The 15,299-nt window shown below is 71.8% G+C and carries 14 protein-coding genes and 1 pseudogene; 4 read left to right on the top strand and 11 right to left on the bottom strand.

Annotated elements, in window-relative coordinates:
- The 3 genes from AB7U92_RS07630 to AB7U92_RS07620 form a co-directional block, all read right to left on the bottom strand.
- A partial coding sequence (locus tag AB7U92_RS07630; protein WP_428575581.1) for a TonB-dependent receptor plug domain-containing protein occupies window positions 1-806 on the bottom strand: 806 nt, incomplete at its 3' end.
- Between the two features lie 102 nt (window positions 807-908).
- Complete coding sequence (locus tag AB7U92_RS07625; protein WP_428575580.1) at window positions 909-1,379, bottom strand: copper chaperone PCu(A)C; 471 nt, start codon at window positions 1,377-1,379, stop codon at window positions 909-911.
- A gap of 81 nt (window positions 1,380-1,460) precedes the next feature.
- Window positions 1,461-1,817, bottom strand: a complete 357-nt coding sequence (locus AB7U92_RS07620) for a DUF2946 family protein (RefSeq protein WP_428575579.1) — start codon at window positions 1,815-1,817, stop codon at window positions 1,461-1,463.
- A gap of 88 nt (window positions 1,818-1,905) precedes the next feature.
- Between AB7U92_RS07620 and ruvB the strand changes: the two genes are divergently transcribed.
- Window positions 1,906-2,964 carry a Holliday junction branch migration DNA helicase RuvB gene (ruvB, locus tag AB7U92_RS07615; RefSeq protein ID WP_428575578.1) on the top strand — a complete coding sequence of 353 codons (1,059 nt, stop codon included), beginning with the start codon at window positions 1,906-1,908 and terminating at the stop codon, window positions 2,962-2,964.
- 16 nt (window positions 2,965-2,980) lie between these two features.
- On the opposite strand, the pseudogene AB7U92_RS07610 reads toward ruvB, so the two are convergent.
- From AB7U92_RS07610 to AB7U92_RS07575, 8 genes and pseudogenes are all read right to left on the bottom strand, one after another.
- Window positions 2,981-4,027 (bottom strand): annotated as a pseudogene (locus AB7U92_RS07610) (sterol desaturase family protein); the annotation flags it as partial.
- A gap of 16 nt (window positions 4,028-4,043) precedes the next feature.
- Window positions 4,044-5,162, bottom strand: a complete 1,119-nt coding sequence (locus AB7U92_RS07605) for a DSD1 family PLP-dependent enzyme (protein WP_428575577.1) — start codon at window positions 5,160-5,162, stop codon at window positions 4,044-4,046.
- Complete coding sequence (locus AB7U92_RS07600; RefSeq protein WP_428575582.1) at window positions 5,159-5,851, bottom strand: histidine phosphatase family protein; 693 nt, start codon at window positions 5,849-5,851, stop codon at window positions 5,159-5,161. Before AB7U92_RS07600 ends, AB7U92_RS07605 begins: the two co-directional genes overlap by 4 nt.
- 2 nt (window positions 5,852-5,853) lie before the next feature.
- The gene (locus tag AB7U92_RS07595) at window positions 5,854-6,480 is read right to left on the bottom strand and encodes a YbhB/YbcL family Raf kinase inhibitor-like protein (RefSeq protein WP_428575576.1); all 627 of its coding nucleotides are present in this window, start codon (window positions 6,478-6,480) and stop codon (window positions 5,854-5,856) included.
- A gap of 14 nt (window positions 6,481-6,494) precedes the next feature.
- Window positions 6,495-6,818, bottom strand: a complete 324-nt coding sequence (locus AB7U92_RS07590) for a DUF1840 domain-containing protein (protein ID WP_428575575.1) — start codon at window positions 6,816-6,818, stop codon at window positions 6,495-6,497.
- Entirely contained in the window at window positions 6,815-8,080 is a 1,266-nt protein-coding gene (locus AB7U92_RS07585; RefSeq protein WP_428575574.1) for a class I SAM-dependent methyltransferase, read from the bottom strand. The genes AB7U92_RS07590 and AB7U92_RS07585 overlap by 4 nt, the downstream gene beginning before the upstream one ends.
- Before the next feature lie 62 nt (window positions 8,081-8,142).
- Window positions 8,143-10,263 carry a putative bifunctional diguanylate cyclase/phosphodiesterase gene (locus AB7U92_RS07580; protein WP_428575573.1) on the bottom strand — a complete coding sequence of 707 codons (2,121 nt, stop codon included), beginning with the start codon at window positions 10,261-10,263 and terminating at the stop codon, window positions 8,143-8,145.
- Complete coding sequence (locus AB7U92_RS07575) at window positions 10,260-11,534, bottom strand: HD-GYP domain-containing protein (RefSeq protein ID WP_428575572.1); 1,275 nt, start codon at window positions 11,532-11,534, stop codon at window positions 10,260-10,262. The genes AB7U92_RS07580 and AB7U92_RS07575 overlap by 4 nt, the downstream gene beginning before the upstream one ends.
- A gap of 162 nt (window positions 11,535-11,696) precedes the next feature.
- On the opposite strand from AB7U92_RS07575, the gene pcaF reads away from it, so the two are divergent.
- Genes pcaF through AB7U92_RS07560 form a run of 3 tightly spaced genes read left to right on the top strand, consistent with a single transcriptional unit; the run spans window position 11,697 to window position 15,119 of the window.
- Complete coding sequence (gene pcaF / locus AB7U92_RS07570) at window positions 11,697-12,899, top strand: 3-oxoadipyl-CoA thiolase (RefSeq protein ID WP_428575571.1); 1,203 nt, start codon at window positions 11,697-11,699, stop codon at window positions 12,897-12,899.
- Window positions 12,896-13,831, top strand: coding sequence for a threonine/serine dehydratase (locus AB7U92_RS07565; protein WP_428575570.1), 936 nt, complete (start codon window positions 12,896-12,898; stop codon window positions 13,829-13,831). The genes pcaF and AB7U92_RS07565 overlap by 4 nt, the downstream gene beginning before the upstream one ends.
- A 22-nt stretch (window positions 13,832-13,853) precedes the next feature.
- The gene (locus AB7U92_RS07560) at window positions 13,854-15,119 is read left to right on the top strand and encodes a toll/interleukin-1 receptor domain-containing protein (protein WP_428575569.1); all 1,266 of its coding nucleotides are present in this window, start codon (window positions 13,854-13,856) and stop codon (window positions 15,117-15,119) included.
- Window positions 15,120-15,299 lie beyond the last annotated feature (180 nt).

The raw sequence follows: 15,299 nt of genomic DNA, 5'->3' as shown, positions 1-15,299 counted from the left end.
GAGAGCTCGGGCGTGGCACGGGCATCGGCTTCGCTCAGGTAGCCCGGCTCCTCGGCGTCGACCCCGTGGTGGCGCAACACCAGCCCGACTCGCCAGCTCGCGCCGGTGGGATTCCAGAACCACTTGCCCGATGCGGCCAGCCGCTGCGCTTCGCTGTGCTCGCGGTGGCCGCGGCCGTCGCGCAGGCCGAAGAACAGGTTGCGCGTCCATTCACCGCGCTCGCTGTCGTGCGCCAGCTGCAGGTCGACCAGGCCCTTCGGCCCGAGGCCGAGCCGGCCTTCCGTGCCGTTGCCGCCGGTGCGCGTGGCCACGTCGATGTTGCCGGCGATGTTGTGCAGGCCGAAGCGCGCGTCATTGGTGCCGCGCACGGTGGTGATGCTCTCGATCGCCAGTGGGAACACCATGCCCAGGTAGGGCATGTTGCCGTCGTTGCTGTTCGACGGAACGCCGTCGATCAGCAGCTTGACGGCGTTGACCTCGCCTTCGCCGTTGAAGCCGCGGAACGACGGCTTGCCGGAGGTGGTGCCCTGGTTGAAGTCGGTGAGCATCACGCCGGGCACGAGGCTGAAGAGCTCGAAGGTGTCGCGCACCGGCGCGTCCTGCACCGGCGGGCCGGCCACCACGTCGACGGAGGTGAGCAGGCGGCGCGTCGGCAGCGGGCCGCTGGCGCGGGCACGGATCTCGACCCGGCCGAGGCGAAAGCTGGTGTCGTCGGGGGGTGGGGTGTCGCCCTGCTGGGCGACGGCGAACAGGGGCCAGGCGAGCACGCAGGCAGCGGCCGGCCGGGCATGGCGGCATGGCGTCATGGAGGAATCCTGAGGGCGGTGGAAGGGCGCGCGACGGCGCACCGCGCGGCCGTCAGCGGCCGGCGGGCGTTAGCACACGCGGATCGCGAAGACGCGCGGCGATCAGTGCTTGTGCATGGGCTGCGCCGCAGCCGCAGCGTTCACCGCCTTCACCGGCACCTTCAGCTCGATGGTCTCGCGCTTGCCGTCCTTGCCCTCGACGGTGAGGGTCAACGGCACCGTCTCGCCCGCCTTCAGGGGCTGATCGATGCCCATCAGCATCAGGTGGTGGCCGCCGGGCTTGAGCTCGACGGTCTTGCCGGCCGGCAGCTCCAGCGCCTCGATGGCACGCATCGCCATCACGTCGCCTTGCATCACCATCTCGTGCACCTCGGCCACACGCGCCGCAGGCGAACTCACGGCGACGAGCCTGGCGCCTTGAGGGGAGGTGATCTTCATGAAGGCGCCGGTGGCGCGCTGCGGCGCCACCATGCCGCGCACCCAGGCGTCCTGGATGGTGGTCTGGGCAGCGGCGGCACCGGCGGCGAGCAGCGCGGCGGCGAGGGCGATGGAACGGGAAAGGAAGGTGTTCATGGGTCGTGTCCGGAAAGGTCGTGAGTCGCCGCGGCCACGGGCCGCTGGCGTGACGGTTCGAGCGAAGAAGCCTGAGCTTCGTCAGGCCGGAACGACCATCGGCGGTGCGCGCGATGGCGGCGCCACGCGCACGAAGGCCACCACGACACCCGTCGGCACGGCCGCGGGCGCCTGCTGGCTGGCCGCGGGCAGCGCGCCCAGCGACAGCGGCGTCGCCGGCAAGGCCGGCGTGTGCCCGGGTTGGGCGCACAGCGGGCAGTGGGCCAGGCGCGCGCCGGCGTCCGACTCGCCGTCGACCGAGCACAGCTCGTTCCACGGCTGCGCACTGGCCAGCTGGGTGGCCAGCGCATGCGACACCGTCGGCGCCAGCGCGAGGCCAAGCATCGCGACGAGCGCGAGCGCGGCGGCCTGGCGGAAAAGACGACGGACGGCGTGCATGCCCCGAATGTTAGCAAGGCCGACCAGGGAACGAGCCCCGCGCCTGCAGGTAGGAAGGCTCCCCTTCCGCCCGTGGCCATAATCGCGCATGAGCATCCAGACCGACGATTTCGCCCCGGCAAGGCGGGTGGTCAGCGCCGCCCCGGCCTCGCCCAACGAGGAGGCGATCGAGCGGGCGCTGCGGCCCAAGGGCCTGGGCGACTACGTCGGCCAGGCCAAGGTGCGCGAGCAGCTGGAGATCTTCATCGGCGCGGCCAGGAAGCGCAGCGAGGCGATGGACCACGTGCTGCTGTTCGGCCCGCCGGGCCTGGGCAAGACGACCCTGTCGCACATCATCGCCAACGAGCTCGGCGTGAACCTGCGCCAGACCTCCGGCCCGGTGCTCGAGAAGCCCAAGGACCTGGCGGCGATCCTCACCAACCTCGAGCGCAACGACGTGCTCTTCATCGACGAGATCCACCGCCTCAGCCCGGTCGTCGAGGAGATCCTCTACCCGGCGCTGGAGGACTACCAGATCGACATCATGATCGGCGAGGGCCCGGCGGCGCGCTCGATCAAGCTCGACCTGCAGCCCTTCACCCTGGTGGGCGCGACCACCCGCGCCGGCATGCTGACCAACCCGCTGCGCGACCGCTTCGGCATCGTCGCGCGGCTGGAGTTCTACACGGCCGAGGAGCTGGCCCGCATCGTGCGCCGCTCGGCAGGACTGCTCGAGGTGGCCACCGACGAGGAAGGCGCCTTCGAGATTGCGCGCCGCTCGCGCGGCACGCCGCGCATCGCCAACCGGCTGCTGCGCCGCGTGCGCGACTACGTCGAGGTCAAGGGCGATGGCCGCATCGTCAAGGCGCAGGCGGAGAGGGCCCTGGCCATGCTCGACGTCGATCCGCTCGGCTTCGACCTGATGGACCGCAAGCTGCTGGAGGCGGTGATCCACCGCTTCGATGGCGGCCCGGTGGGGCTGGACAACATCGCCGCGGCGATCGGCGAGGAGCGCGACACCATCGAGGACGTGATCGAGCCCTACCTGATCCAGCAGGGCTTCCTGCAGCGCACGCCGCGCGGCCGCGTGGCCACGCTGGCGGCCTACCGGCACCTGGGCGTCACGCCGCCGAAGAGCCCGGGCGGGCCGGACCTGTTCGCCGAGTAGCCGCGGGCGTGCACAGCGCGCCCACCGCCCACAGCCCGGCCACGATGGTCGCGGCGCCGGCCCACAGTACAACGGGCTCGATGCGGTGCGCGTTCCACAGCAGCGCCGCCGTGCCGGCCAGCAGCACGGCGAACAGCACGATCGCCGCCACGGCCGCGCCGCGCGACAGCGGCGGGCCGTAGCGCTGCACGGCGGCGATGTCGAAGGCCGGCTTGGGCCAGCGCGCCGCCACGTCGGCCGGGCGCCAGCCCGGCGGCTTCAGCCAGACGCGCAGCTTGTCGGCCCACGACGCCGCGCGCCACGAATCCTTGGCCAGCTCCCAGTAGACCTGCAGGTTGGCCCAGACCGGGTTCCAGCTGCGCAGCGGCGAGCGCGTACCGTAGACGCAGGGCTCGGTGTCGTCTTCCTCGGCGAAGGTGCCGAACATCCGGTCCCAGACGATCAGGATGCCGCCGTAGTTGCGGTCGAGGTAGCGGTCGTTCACCGCATGGTGCACACGATGGTTGCTCGGCGCGCAGAACCAGCGGTCGAACCAGCCCAGGCGGCCGATCTGCTGCGTGTGCACCCAATACTGGTAGAGCAGGTCGATCAGCGCCACCACCGCGAACACCAGCGGCGGCACGCCCGCCAGCGCCATCGGCAGGTAGAAGATCCAGCCGGCCACCCAGCCGCCGCTGGTCTGGCGCAGCGCGGTGGAGAGGTTGTAGTCCTCGCTCTGGTGGTGCACCGCGTGCGAGGCCCAGAACAGCGCGATGCGGTGGCCGGCGCGGTGATGCCAGTAGTAGAAGAAGTCGTAGGCGACCAGCGCGCCGATCCACACCCAGGGCGAATCCGTCGGCAGCGTCCACAGGGCCAGGTGCGCATGCACGGCGGTGTAGATGCCCACGGTGAGCAGCGTGACGAACAACCCCGTGAGCTGGCTCATGATGCCCAGGCCGATGCTGCTCAGCGCATCGGCGAGGCGGTAGGTGTCGCGCCTGCGCAGGCGGCCGACGGCGAACTCCAGCGCGATCAGCGCCAGGAACACCGGCGTGGCCAGCACGATCACCTGCGGTCCGGTCAGCGCCACGATCGTGCCCTTACCGGATGCAGCCGCGCGCCTCGATCGGCCAGACGGCCTCGACGCGGCCCGCCTCCAGCCCGCCGCGCACCGCGATGTAGTGCTCGTGCAGGTTGACCGTCGGGTCGCAGTGGCCGGGGATCAGCCAGACCGTCTCGCCGAGCGCCGGCAGCGGTGCGCTGCCGCGCTTGCGCAGGATGCCGTGCTCGTCGCCGCCGTTGACGAACTCGACGTCGTGGCCGTGCACCCGCGGCAGGCCGGAGTCGATGGCGTGCGACTTGTGCCCCGCGTCCACCACCACGTGCGAGCTGCCCGCGCTCATCACCTGGCTCTTCAGGAACAGCGCATGCTCGAAGACCGGCGCATGCGGCGTGGCATGGTTGTCGGCGTAGTCGCGGTCCATGAACACGTAGCTGCCGGCCTGCAGTTCGCCGTACAGGCCGCTGGCCGCCTCGAGCACGAAGGTGCCGGTGCCCGCGCCGGTGACCAGCGGGCAGGCGATGCCGGCCGAGGTGACGCTGGCCTGCGCAGCGCGCGCCAGGCTCACCGCATGGCGGATCGCGCTTTCGCGCTCGGCCGGCGTGCGCAGGTGCTGGGCACGGCCGTGGTAGGCCTGCAGTCCGGCGAAGCGCAAGCCGTGCGAGACCACCTGGTGGGCCAGCGCAACGGCGGCGGCCGGGGCGACGCCGCAGCGGCCGTGGCCGACGTCGACCTCGACGTACACGTCGGCCGAGGTGCCTGCCGCCTTCAGCGCCGTGGCGAGTCGGTCGACGCCGAGCGCTGAATCGACGGCGATGGACAGCTTCACACGCCCCGCCAGCGCCGCCAGCTCGCGCAGCCTGGCCTCGTCGATCACCTCGTTGCTCACGTAGATGTCACCGACGCCGGCACCGGCGAGCGCCAGCGCCTCGGAGGTCTTCTGCACGCACACGCCCACCGCGCCGGCGGCCACTTGACGCCGCGCGATCTCGGCACACTTGTGCGTCTTGGCGTGCGGGCGCAGCCGCATCCGGTGCTGCCGCGCGAAGGCAGCCATGCGTTCGATGTTGCGCTCCAGCGCATCGAGGTCGACCACCAGCGCCGGCGTGGCGGTGGCGGCCACCGGGTCGCCCACGCGGGCGGCGGCAGCGATGCTCATGAGGCACTTCCTGCGGTAGCACGGCGCGCGAGCGCGTCGCTGAATTCGTCGTGCACTGCGCCATCGAGGTGGCCGGTGTCGGCCCAGCCGACCATCGCCAGGCCCTGCGGCGTGTACAGCACCCGGTTGATGCTGGCGTTGCCCAGCTGCCAGGTGCGCGGCGCGCGCAGCTCGGCACGGGTGGCAGCGCGGTACAGGCAATCGAGCACGCCGCCGTGCGCCACCACCGCCAGCACCTCGCCGGGGTGGCGCTCGGCGAGCGCGGTGATGCAAGCCACGCAGCGGGCATAGAACGCGGCCAGCGTCTCGCCGCCCGCGGGGCCGAAGTCGGGGTCGCGGCGTCGCCAGCGCTCGCTGGCCTCGGGGTGGTCGCGCTCGATCTCGGCCCAGGTCAGGCCCTCGAACACGCCGAAGGCGCGCTCGCGCAGGCCCGGCTCGGGCCGCGGCACGAGGCCCAGCCGCTCGGCCAGCGGCTGCGCCGTCTGCCAGGCGCGCTGCAGGTCGCTCGCGTAGACGACGCCCACGCCCTCGTCTGCCAGCGCGTCGGCCAGCCGGCGCGCCTGCCACAGCCCCTTGTCGTTCAGCGGCACGTCGAGCTGGCCCTGGATGCGGGTGTCGACGTTCCAGGCGGTCTCGCCGTGGCGGATGGCGACGATGCGGGTGATCTGCCCCTCGGGTGCCTGCGCCATGCTCACCCGATCAGCCGGCGGTTGAGCGTGTAGGTGCCCGAGTAGGTGGCCTCGGCCAGCACGTGCGGGTAGATCGCCTGGCGCACCTGGGGCCCGGTGAACACGCCGTCGATCGGCGCGCGTGCCACGTTCAGCGCATACAACGTGAACACGTAGTGGTGCACGAGGGAGTCGTTGAAGGGCGGGAACGGGCCGTCGTAGCCGAAATACTGGCCGGCCATCTCCTTGTCCTGCGCGAACCAGCCGGTGTAGTCGTTCAGGCCGTGCCGCGCGCCGTGCAGCGTGGCCGGGCCGCTCTTGCCGCGCGCGGTGAAGCCGCGGCTGAACTCGCCCTCGGCGATGGCCGCCAGCGAGGCCGGCAGGTCGACCATCACCCAGTGGAAGAAGTCGACCCGCGGCAGGTCTTCCGGCACCTCGCGGTCGCTGCGGTTGACGTCGTCGCCGCGGCTGGGCACGTCGAAGTCGTGGCAGATCAGCGCGAAGGAGCGTGTGCCTGCCGGCGCCTCGCTCCATGCCAGGTGCGGGTTGAGGTTGTCGGAGAAGCCGACGCCGCCGTCGACGCGGCGCCCTGCGGCGCAACGCGCCGGAATGCGTTCTCCGTCGACCCAGCTCTCGCTCCAGAGTCTCATCGCGAAATCCCTCCTCAGACGCCCCAGACGATCTCTTTGCCGGCCGCATGGGCGCGTTTCATCATCTCGATCATCGGCCAGGCGCGCTGGCGCAGCGACACGCCCTCGCGCGGCCCCAGCGTGCGGCCCTCGGCCTCGGCCTCGCGCTCGGCCTTCGCACGCGCCGCTTCCTCCTCGGTCACCGCGTGCTCGATGGCCACCATCGCCGCCGGCATCGCCGCCGGCTCGATGATGCCCTTCGGGCCCGGTTCCTTGCCGATGATGCGCAGCACGTGGTCGCCGGTCGGGCCCATCATGATGAGGTCGCCGGCGGCCTTGGACTTGAACTTGTAGATCATGCGGAGGGCACGCTCGGGTACATGTACCCGCGGTTGAACGGATACGCCGATTGTGCGCCTGCGAGCGCGCCGGCAGCCGGATCGCCGTCGGGCCGCGCGGCCAGCATCTGGTGCAGCGAGATCCAGCCGCGCTCGAAGCTCATCGCGCTGCCGGCCAGGTAGAGCCGGAAGGCGCGCGTCACCCGCTCGCCGGCGATGCGCCGCGCCTCGTCGAGCCGCGCCTCCAGCGCGTCGCTCCAGGCCCACAGCGTGCGCGCGTAGTGCGGCCGCAGGTTCTCCACGTCGAGCGCCTCCAGGCCCTGGTCGGCCATCACCTCGAGCACGTGCGAGGCGTGCAGCAGCTCGCCACCGGGGAAGATGTAGCGCTCGATGAAGTCGCCCATGCCGGCGCCGAGCTGGTGGTTGCGTGTGCCTCCGGCGGTGATGCCGTGGTTGAGCAGCAGGCCGCCGGGCTTGAGCAGGCGGCGGATCTTGGCGAAGTAGGCCGGCAGCTGGGCCAGCCCCACGTGCTCGAACATGCCCACCGAGGCGATGCGGTCGTAGGGCTCGTCTTCCGGCAGGTCGCGGTAGTCGAGCAGTTGCATGCTCACTCGCCCGCGCAGGCCGCGCTCCGCGATCAGGCGGCTGACGTGCGCATGCTGGTGGCGCGACAGCGTGATGCCGGTGGCGTGCACGCCGTAGTGCTCGGCGGCCCACAGCAGCAGGCCACCCCAACCGGCGCCGATGTCGAGGAATCGGTCGCCGTCACGCAGCATCAGCTTGCGGCAGATGTGATCGAGCTTGGCCTCCTGCGCCTGCGCCAGCGTCATCGTGCGCTCGCGGTAGTAGGCGCAGGAGTAGACGCGCAGCGGGTCCAGCCACAGCGCGTAGAAGTCGTCGGAGACGTCGTAGTGGAACTGCACCTGCCGCGCATCGGCCTGCGGATGGTGGTTCTGTCGCGAGCGCAGCTGCTGCCACAGCGCGCGCCACCAGGCCAGCGCGGGCGGCGGCACGGCGGCCTGTCGCGGGTCGCCGGCGAGCTGCCCGGCGATCGCCATCAGGTCGCGCAGCGTGCCGTCGAAGTCGAGGCGGCCCTCGACGTAGTCCTCGCCGATGCGGCCGATGCGGCCGGTGGCGAGGTGGGCGAGCGTGCCCAGCCCCCCCAGCTTCAGCGTGACCGCCGCCCGCTCGGGGCCGAGGCGCTGGCCGCCCGGCAGTTCGAGCGCCAGTGGTTGAGTCAGGCCGGCGAGCCGGCGTTCGAGGACGGCGTCCAGGGCACCCATGCGCGCAACCTCCTTGCGCGAGGGACTCTAGCCAGCGCGCAGGGTTCCGCGCGTGCGCGCGCTCAATCGCCCGATGCGGCCGCGGCAGCGCCTCGCCGCGCGCGCGAGGGCCGGCGCGGCAACGGCACCACCCGCGGCGTGGCCTGCGGCGCGAGCAGCGCCTCGAACTCCTCGGGGGCGAGCGCCGGCGCGAACAGCCAGCCCTGGAATTCGTGGCAGCCGCAGCGACCGAGGAAGCGCCGCTGCGCCTCGGTCTCCACGCCTTCCGCGATTACCTGCAGACCCAGCGCCCGGCCGAGGTTGACGATCGCATCGACGATGCTGGCGCCACTGGTGTCTCCAGGCAGGTCGGTGATGAAGCTGCGGTCGATCTTCAGCCGCCCGATCGGCAGCCGCTTCAGGTAGCCCAGGCTGGAGTAGCCGGTGCCGAAGTCGTCGATGGCCAGCATCACGCCGAGCGCGGCCAGCGCGTGAACGCGCGACAGGGTGTCCTCGACATCCTGGATCAGGATCGACTCGGTGAGCTCGAGCTCGAGCAGGTGGCCGGGCAGACCGTTGTCGCGCAGCACGCGCGCCACGCCATCGACGAAGCCGGGCTGGCGGAACTGCAGCGCCGACACGTTCACCGACATGCGCATCGGCCGTCCCTGCAGATGCCAGCGCGCGGCCTGCGCCACGGCCTCGCGCAGCACCCAGTCGCCAATGGCGACGATGAAGCCACTTTCCTCGGCCACCGGTATGAAGCGGCCCGGCGACACCTCGCCGAGCTCGGGGTCACGCCAGCGAATCAGGGCCTCAGCGCCGATGATCGCGCCGCTGCCCACCGCCACCTGCGGCTGGTAGTGCAGCCGGAAGCGGTCGCGCGCCAGCGCCTGGCGCATGGCGTGGTCGAGCTGCATGCGGGTGCGCAGCTCGGCCTCGCCGGCGTCCTGGCGGCGCTTGTGGAACCGCCAGGCCGCACGGCCGGCGCCCTTGACCTCGCGCATCGCGGCGTCGGCATGGCGCAGCAGCTCGTCCAGGCTGGCGCCATCGGCGGGATACAGGGCAATGCCCACGCTGGCCGTCACGGTGAAGTTCAGTCCGTCGAGCGTGAACGGCCGCTGCAGGGCCTCCATCACGCGGCGCGCCGTCGCTTCGGCGCCGTCGGCGTCCGAGCGCTGGGCGAGCAGCACGAACTCGTCGCCGCCGAGGCGGGCCACGGTGTCGATCTGGCGCACGCTGCCGGTGAGCCGCTCGCCGATCTCCACCAGAACGCGGTCGCCGAAGGCATGGCCGAGGGTGTCGTTGATGTGCTTGAAGTGGTCGATGTCCAGCAGCAGCAGCGCGAAGGGCTCGCCCTCCCGTGCGGCCAGGGCCAGGGCGCGGCCGACACGCTCGGCCAGCAGCGAGCGGTTGGGCAGCCCGGTGAGCGCGTCTGTGTGCGACAGCGTCTCGATGCGCCGGCTGGCGGCGATGCGCTCGGTGATGTCGCGGAACGAGAACACGCGGCCGATCGGGCGGCCGCGGCTGCACTGCGGCATCACGATGCGCTCGAGCACGCGCCCGCCGTGCAGGTGCAGCTCGTCGCTGGCCTGCAGCAGCGTCGCCTCGGCGATCTCGTCCAGGCGACGGCCGTAGGCGGCGGGGTCGGCCACGCTGCGGCGCATCCAGTCGGCGATGGCCGCGTCGTCGCGTTCGAGCAGCAGGTCGTCGGGCAGCGCCCACAGTTCGGCGAAGCGCCGGTTGCAGCGGCGGATGCGGCCGGCCAGGTCGGTCACCAGGATGCCGTCGGCGGTCGACTCGAGGGTGGCCGACAGTTCCGCGGCGGCGAGCTCGAGCTCGCGCTCGGTGCGCTGCTGCGCGCCGCAGTCGTGCAGCGTGACGATGTCGGCGCCGGTCCCGCCGAGCGCCACGTGCTGGATGCTGCGCGCGACCGGCACCGTCGTGCCGTCGAATCGGCGCAGGTAGCTCTGCGAACTCAGCGCCTGGCGGGCGCCGCGTGCGGCCTCCTCCCAATAGCACAGGTCTTCGGGCGTGGCGGCCAGCGCGGCGGCGTTCATGCCCACCAGGGCTTCGCCGTCGCAGCCCATCAGGCGCGCGGCGCCGGCGTTCACCACCACCAGCTCCAGCGAGGTCTCGTCGACCAGCCACACCGCCTGCGGAAGGGCTTCGATAAGGGTACGCCAGGCCGCCAGCGCGTTCATGACGCCGCGTCGCCGGCCGGCTCGAAGAAGTAGGCCACGCGCGGGCGCGGCGCCAGGTAGGCCAGCGTGGTCGGCGGCAGCTGCTGCGGCCTCAGGCTGCGGCGGATGCCCAGGCCCTCGGCTTTCTCCAGATCGACGATGAGCGCCTCGTCGCGCGGCACGCCGCTCTCGTGCACCAGCACGCGCGGCTTGAGCGGCCGGCTCGAGTTGACCGAGACCACCAGCGCGTAGCGGTCGTCGGTGAGCTGCACCGCCGAGCCCGGCGGGTAGACGCCCATCATCTTGATGAAGGCGCCGAGGATGGCGGTGTCGAACTTGGTCTTGCTCTGCGCGAACAGCATTGACAGCGCCTCGTGCGGCGTCAGCGCCTTGCCGACGATGTGCGGGTTGCACAGCCGGTCGTAGCGGTTGACCAGCGCCACGATGCGCGCCAGCGGCGACATGCGGTCGGTGTTGAGCTTCAGCGGGAAGCCGCTGCCGTCGGCATGCTCGTGGTGCTGGGCCACCACCAGCGAGGCGCCGGGGCTCAGGCCCATGCGACGCGCCGCGGCGATGCCGAAGGCCACGTGCTCCTCGTACAGGCGCTGCTCGGCGGCGCTGAAGTGGTCTTCGCGGTAGCGAACGCGGTCGGGCAGTTCCAGCTTGCCGACGTCGTGCATCAACGCGCCGGTGCCCAGGTCGATCATGTCCGGCTCTGCGAGGCCAAAGGTGCGGCCCATCAGCATCGAGATCAGGGTCACGTTCAGCGCGTGGGCGGAGGCCTTGTCGCCGGCGGCTTCGGTGAGCAGCCGGATGCACAGGTCACCGGCGCCGAGCATCTTGTCGGCCAGGCCGCGCGCCAGCGCCGTCGCGTGGGTGCCGGCCTCCTCGGGCTTGGCGCCGGCCATTTCCATGGCGCGCTTGATCTCGCGGGTGGCCTCGGCGAACTGGCGCTCGCACTGAAGCAGGCCGGCGCGCTGCGCGGCCAGCTTCTCGCGGTGCTCGCGGCGGGCGCGCTGCTCGGGCGATTCCTGCGGGGCCTGCAACGCCGTGTCTTCATGCCGCCGGGCCGGGGCGGCCGTGCCCGCGACCTCGGTCAGATCGCTATGGGCGCTGCTCCAGCGCACGCGGCGCAGCCCGAGGGCGCGGATGGTGGCGATCTGCTCCTCGGAGCTGATGCGGAAGCTGCTCAGCGGAAACGGGTGCGACAGCCAGCCCAGGTCCAGATGGACGAACATGCCGACGCGCAGCGAGGCGACATCGATGGTTTCCTGGACGGTGGCGGTGGACATGAAGGCGGGAAGGCAGCGCCCGGGACGGGGATTGCCAGGGGTTTCGGCAGCCGTCGCGGCACACTTGAGCCGCCAGCCTGTGCAGTAAGGCCGGAACCGGACTGAAAGTTCTATAATAGAACCATTGTTCTACATACGAACCGCCTTTCGAGGGATCGAACCATGACCTCCGCCTTCATCTGCGACGCCCTGCGCACGCCCTTCGGCCGCTACGGCGGCGCTCTCTCGTCGGTGCGTGCCGACGACCTGGCCGCGGTGCCCCTCAAGGCCCTGATGGCGCGCCACCCTTCGCTCGACTGGGAGGCGGTCACCGACGTCATCTACGGTTGCGCCAACCAGGCCGGCGAGGACAACCGCAACGTCGCGCGCATGGCCGCGCTGCTGGCCGGCCTGCCGATCGGCCTGCCCGGCGCCACCATCAACCGCCTGTGCGGCTCGGGCATGGACGCGGTTGGCACGGCCGCACGCGCCATCAAGAGCGGCGAGGCCGGCCTGATGATCGCCGGCGGCGTGGAGAGCATGAGCCGCGCCCCGTTCGTGATGCCCAAGGCGGAGACGGCCTTCAGCCGCGCCAACGCGGTCTACGACACCACCATCGGCTGGCGCTTCGTCAACAAGCTGATGAAGGAGATGCATGGCGTCGACTCGATGCCGGAGACGGCCGAGAACGTGGCCACCGACTTCCGCATCGACCGCGAGTCGCAGGACCGCATGGCTCTGGCTTCGCAGCTCAAGGCGGTGGCGGCACAGAAGGCGGGTTTCTTCGAAGCCGAGATCACGCCGGTGACGATCGCCCAGAAGAAGGGCGACCCGATCGTCGTTGCGAAGGACGAGCACCCGCGCGAGACCAGCCTGGAGGCGCTGGCCAAGCTCAAGGGCGTGGTGCGCCCCGACGGCACGGTGACGGCCGGCAACGCGTCGGGCGTCAACGACGGCGCCTGCGCGCTGCTGCTGGCCAGCGAAGCCGCCGCCGCGAAGCATGGCCTGACGCCGCGCGCCCGCGTGGTCGGCATGGCCACCGCCGGCGTGCCGCCGCGCATCATGGGCATCGGCCCGGCGCCGGCCACCCGCAAGGTGCTCGAGCTCACCGGCCTGAAGCTCGAGCAGATCGACGTGATCGAGCTCAACGAGGCCTTCGCTGCCCAGGGCCTGGCGGTGCTGCGCGATCTCGGCTTGAAGGACGACGATGCGCGCGTCAACCCGAACGGCGGCGCGATCGCCCTCGGCCACCCATTGGGCGCCAGCGGTGCGCGGCTGGTCACGACCGCGATCAACCAGTTGCACCGCATCCGCGGCCGCTACGCCCTGTGCACGATGTGCATCGGCGTCGGCCAGGGCATCGCGCTGATCGTCGAGCGGGTGTGATCGCGCGCGCCGACATCGAAGGCGCGGCGGCGCGCATCGCACCGCACGTTCGGCGCACGCCGCTGTGGGTGCTGCGCAGCGACGAGCTCGGGCTGCCCGGCGCGGCTTTCGAGGTCTGGCTCAAGCTCGAACAGCTGCAGGTATCGGGCAGCTTCAAGGCGCGCGGCATGTTCAACCGGCTGCTCGCGAACGACATCCCGCCCGCGGGCGTGATCGCGGCGTCCGGCGGCAATGCCGGCATCGCTACCGCCGTCGCGGCGCGTGCGCTCGGCGTGCGCGCCGAGATCTTCGTGCCGACGGTGATCTCGCCGGCCAAGCGGGCACGGCTCGAGCAACTCGGCGCGACTGTGGTCGTGACCGGCGCGGTGTATGCCGACGCCCTGGCCGCCTGCCAGCAGCGCCAGCGCGAGACCGGTGCGCTCATGACGCATGCCTACGACCAGGGCGAGGTGCTGGCCGGCGCCGGCACGCTGGCGCGCGAGATCGAGGCGCAGGCCGGCGTGCCCGAGGCGCTGCTGGTCAGCGTGGGCGGCGGAGGGCTGGTGGGCGGTCTCGCGGCATGGTTTGCAGGGCGCACGCGGGTGGTCGCGCTCGAGCCGGAACGGGCGCCGACGCTCAACGCCGCACTGGCGGCCGGCACGCCGGTCGACGTCGAGGTCTCCGGCATCGCCGCCGATGCGCTCGGCGCTCGCCGCCTTGGCGCCCTGGCATGGGAAGTCGCCCAGCGCCATCCCCTGGAGTCGCTGCTCCTGCGGGACACCGACATCCTCGACGCCCAGCGGTGGCTGTGGCAGTCTCTGAAGCTCGCGGTGGAACCGGCCGCGGCCCTGCCGCTGGCGGCCTTGCGCAGCGGTGCCGTCTCGGCGAAGCCGGGGCAGCGCATCGCCCTCGTGCTGTGCGGCGCGAACGTGGATCCGGCCACCCTCGTCTGACCCCTTCACGGCGGGGGCGCCCATGCCCGACATCTTCCTGTCCTACCGGCGGCAGGACAGCAGCAGCGCCACCGGTCGGCTGGCCGATCGGCTGGAGGAGCATTTCGGCCCCGGCCGGGTGTTCCGCGACCACGATTCGATCAGCCCCGGCGACGACTTCACCGAGGCCATCCGCCGCGCCATCAACACCTCGACGGTGATGCTGGCGATCATCGGCCCGGACTGGCTGAACGCGCGTGACGCCGGCGGACGACGCCGCCTCGACGACAAGGGCGATTTCGTCCGCCAGGAGATCGAGACGGCGCTGCAGTCCGGCGTGCCGGTGGTGCCGGTGCTGGTGGAGGGCGCGAAGATGCCGGCGCGCGAGGCCTTGCCGGCCTCGATCGGCGAGCTCTGGCGCATCAATGCCGTCGAGCTCTCGGAGTCGCGCTGGCACTTCGACACCGACCAGCTGATGCGCACGCTTCAGTCGCGCTACGTGATCGAGTCCGACCGGCCGGCGATGGGCGAGCTGCCGGGCAGCACGCCGCTGTTCGGCTCGGGTGCACGCTTCGCGCTCAGCCTGCTCGAGCTGGCCACGCACCCCACGCGCATGATCGCCAAGCAGCAGACCGGCCAGGCGATCGACCACGTGCGGGCGCTCGTCTTCCTGCTCGGCAGCCTGCTGGTCGGCAGCCTGCTGGTGCTGCTGGGCTTCCAGCTGCAGAGCGACGCCGCCACGCCCAGCGAGCTGGCGCGCCGCTTCGTGGGCGGCTCGCTCGGTCTGGTGCTCGCCGGCCTGGTGCTGACGACGCTGACCTCGGTGGCGCTCACGCTCGCGTGGCGGGCGGCCGGGCGGCGCATCGAGCTGCAGCAGATCACGCTGGTGATGGCCTATGTGGTCAGCGGCGCCTGGCTGGGCGTGGCCGCCGGTGCGCTGGTGTTCGGATTCGGCGCCAGCTTCTACGACCCCGGCTGGTTCGGCGCCTTCGCCCGCGCCATCGGCTTCGGGGTCGAGCCCACGGGCGCCTACGGGCCGGTGACCGAACGGCAGCTCGGCCTGCAGGCCGTGCCGGCCGTCGCCGGGCTCGGCACCGGCGCCCTGACCTGGACGTTGACCGCGATCTGGTGCGTGGTCGCCTGGGGCGCGTTCCGCCAGGCCTTCGGCGTGACGCGCTGGCGGGCGTTCGCAGCCACGGCGGTGTGGATGATGCTGCTCGGCGGCGTGCTGGCGATCGGCGGCTTGGTGGCCACGCAGCTGGCGACGGAGTATGTGCCCACTCACTCCAGGGCGGTTTCGTCCGGCTGATCGCTCGATGCGCGAATATCGCGCAAAGGTTCGAGAATCTCCGGCTCCGACGACCACCGCCGCTACATTGAGCCAGATCACATCGAGCCCGCCATGCTTGCCCCGCTGACCCCGGACGACACCCCCGCCGAACGCTCCGCGCCGCAGGCTCGCGACCTGATCGCCGGGCTGGAGAAGGGC

The organism is Piscinibacter sp. (genome assembly GCF_050175855.1).
Taxonomy (GTDB): Bacteria; Pseudomonadota; Gammaproteobacteria; order Burkholderiales; family Burkholderiaceae_C; genus Piscinibacter.
This window is presented reverse-complemented; position numbering and strand designations above follow the sequence as displayed.

Coding starts and splice junctions, on each gene's coding strand:
- AB7U92_RS07580 (WP_428575573.1), bottom strand. CDS start 10,263: ATGAACGCGCTGGCGGCCTGGCGTACCCTTATCGAAGCCCTTCCGCAG.
- AB7U92_RS07585 (WP_428575574.1), bottom strand. CDS start 8,080: ATGGGTGCCCTGGACGCCGTCCTCGAACGCCGGCTCGCCGGCCTGACT.
- AB7U92_RS07600 (WP_428575582.1), bottom strand. CDS start 5,851: ATGGCGCAGGCACCCGAGGGGCAGATCACCCGCATCGTCGCCATCCGC.
- AB7U92_RS07620 (WP_428575579.1), bottom strand. CDS start 1,817: ATGCACGCCGTCCGTCGTCTTTTCCGCCAGGCCGCCGCGCTCGCGCTC.
- ruvB (WP_428575578.1), top strand. CDS start 1,906: ATGAGCATCCAGACCGACGATTTCGCCCCGGCAAGGCGGGTGGTCAGC.
- AB7U92_RS07625 (WP_428575580.1), bottom strand. CDS start 1,379: ATGAACACCTTCCTTTCCCGTTCCATCGCCCTCGCCGCCGCGCTGCTC.
- AB7U92_RS07560 (WP_428575569.1), top strand. CDS start 13,854: ATGCCCGACATCTTCCTGTCCTACCGGCGGCAGGACAGCAGCAGCGCC.
- AB7U92_RS07575 (WP_428575572.1), bottom strand. CDS start 11,534: ATGTCCACCGCCACCGTCCAGGAAACCATCGATGTCGCCTCGCTGCGC.
- AB7U92_RS07590 (WP_428575575.1), bottom strand. CDS start 6,818: ATGATCTACAAGTTCAAGTCCAAGGCCGCCGGCGACCTCATCATGATG.
- AB7U92_RS07595 (WP_428575576.1), bottom strand. CDS start 6,480: ATGAGACTCTGGAGCGAGAGCTGGGTCGACGGAGAACGCATTCCGGCG.
- pcaF (WP_428575571.1), top strand. CDS start 11,697: ATGACCTCCGCCTTCATCTGCGACGCCCTGCGCACGCCCTTCGGCCGC.
- AB7U92_RS07605 (WP_428575577.1), bottom strand. CDS start 5,162: ATGAGCATCGCTGCCGCCGCCCGCGTGGGCGACCCGGTGGCCGCCACC.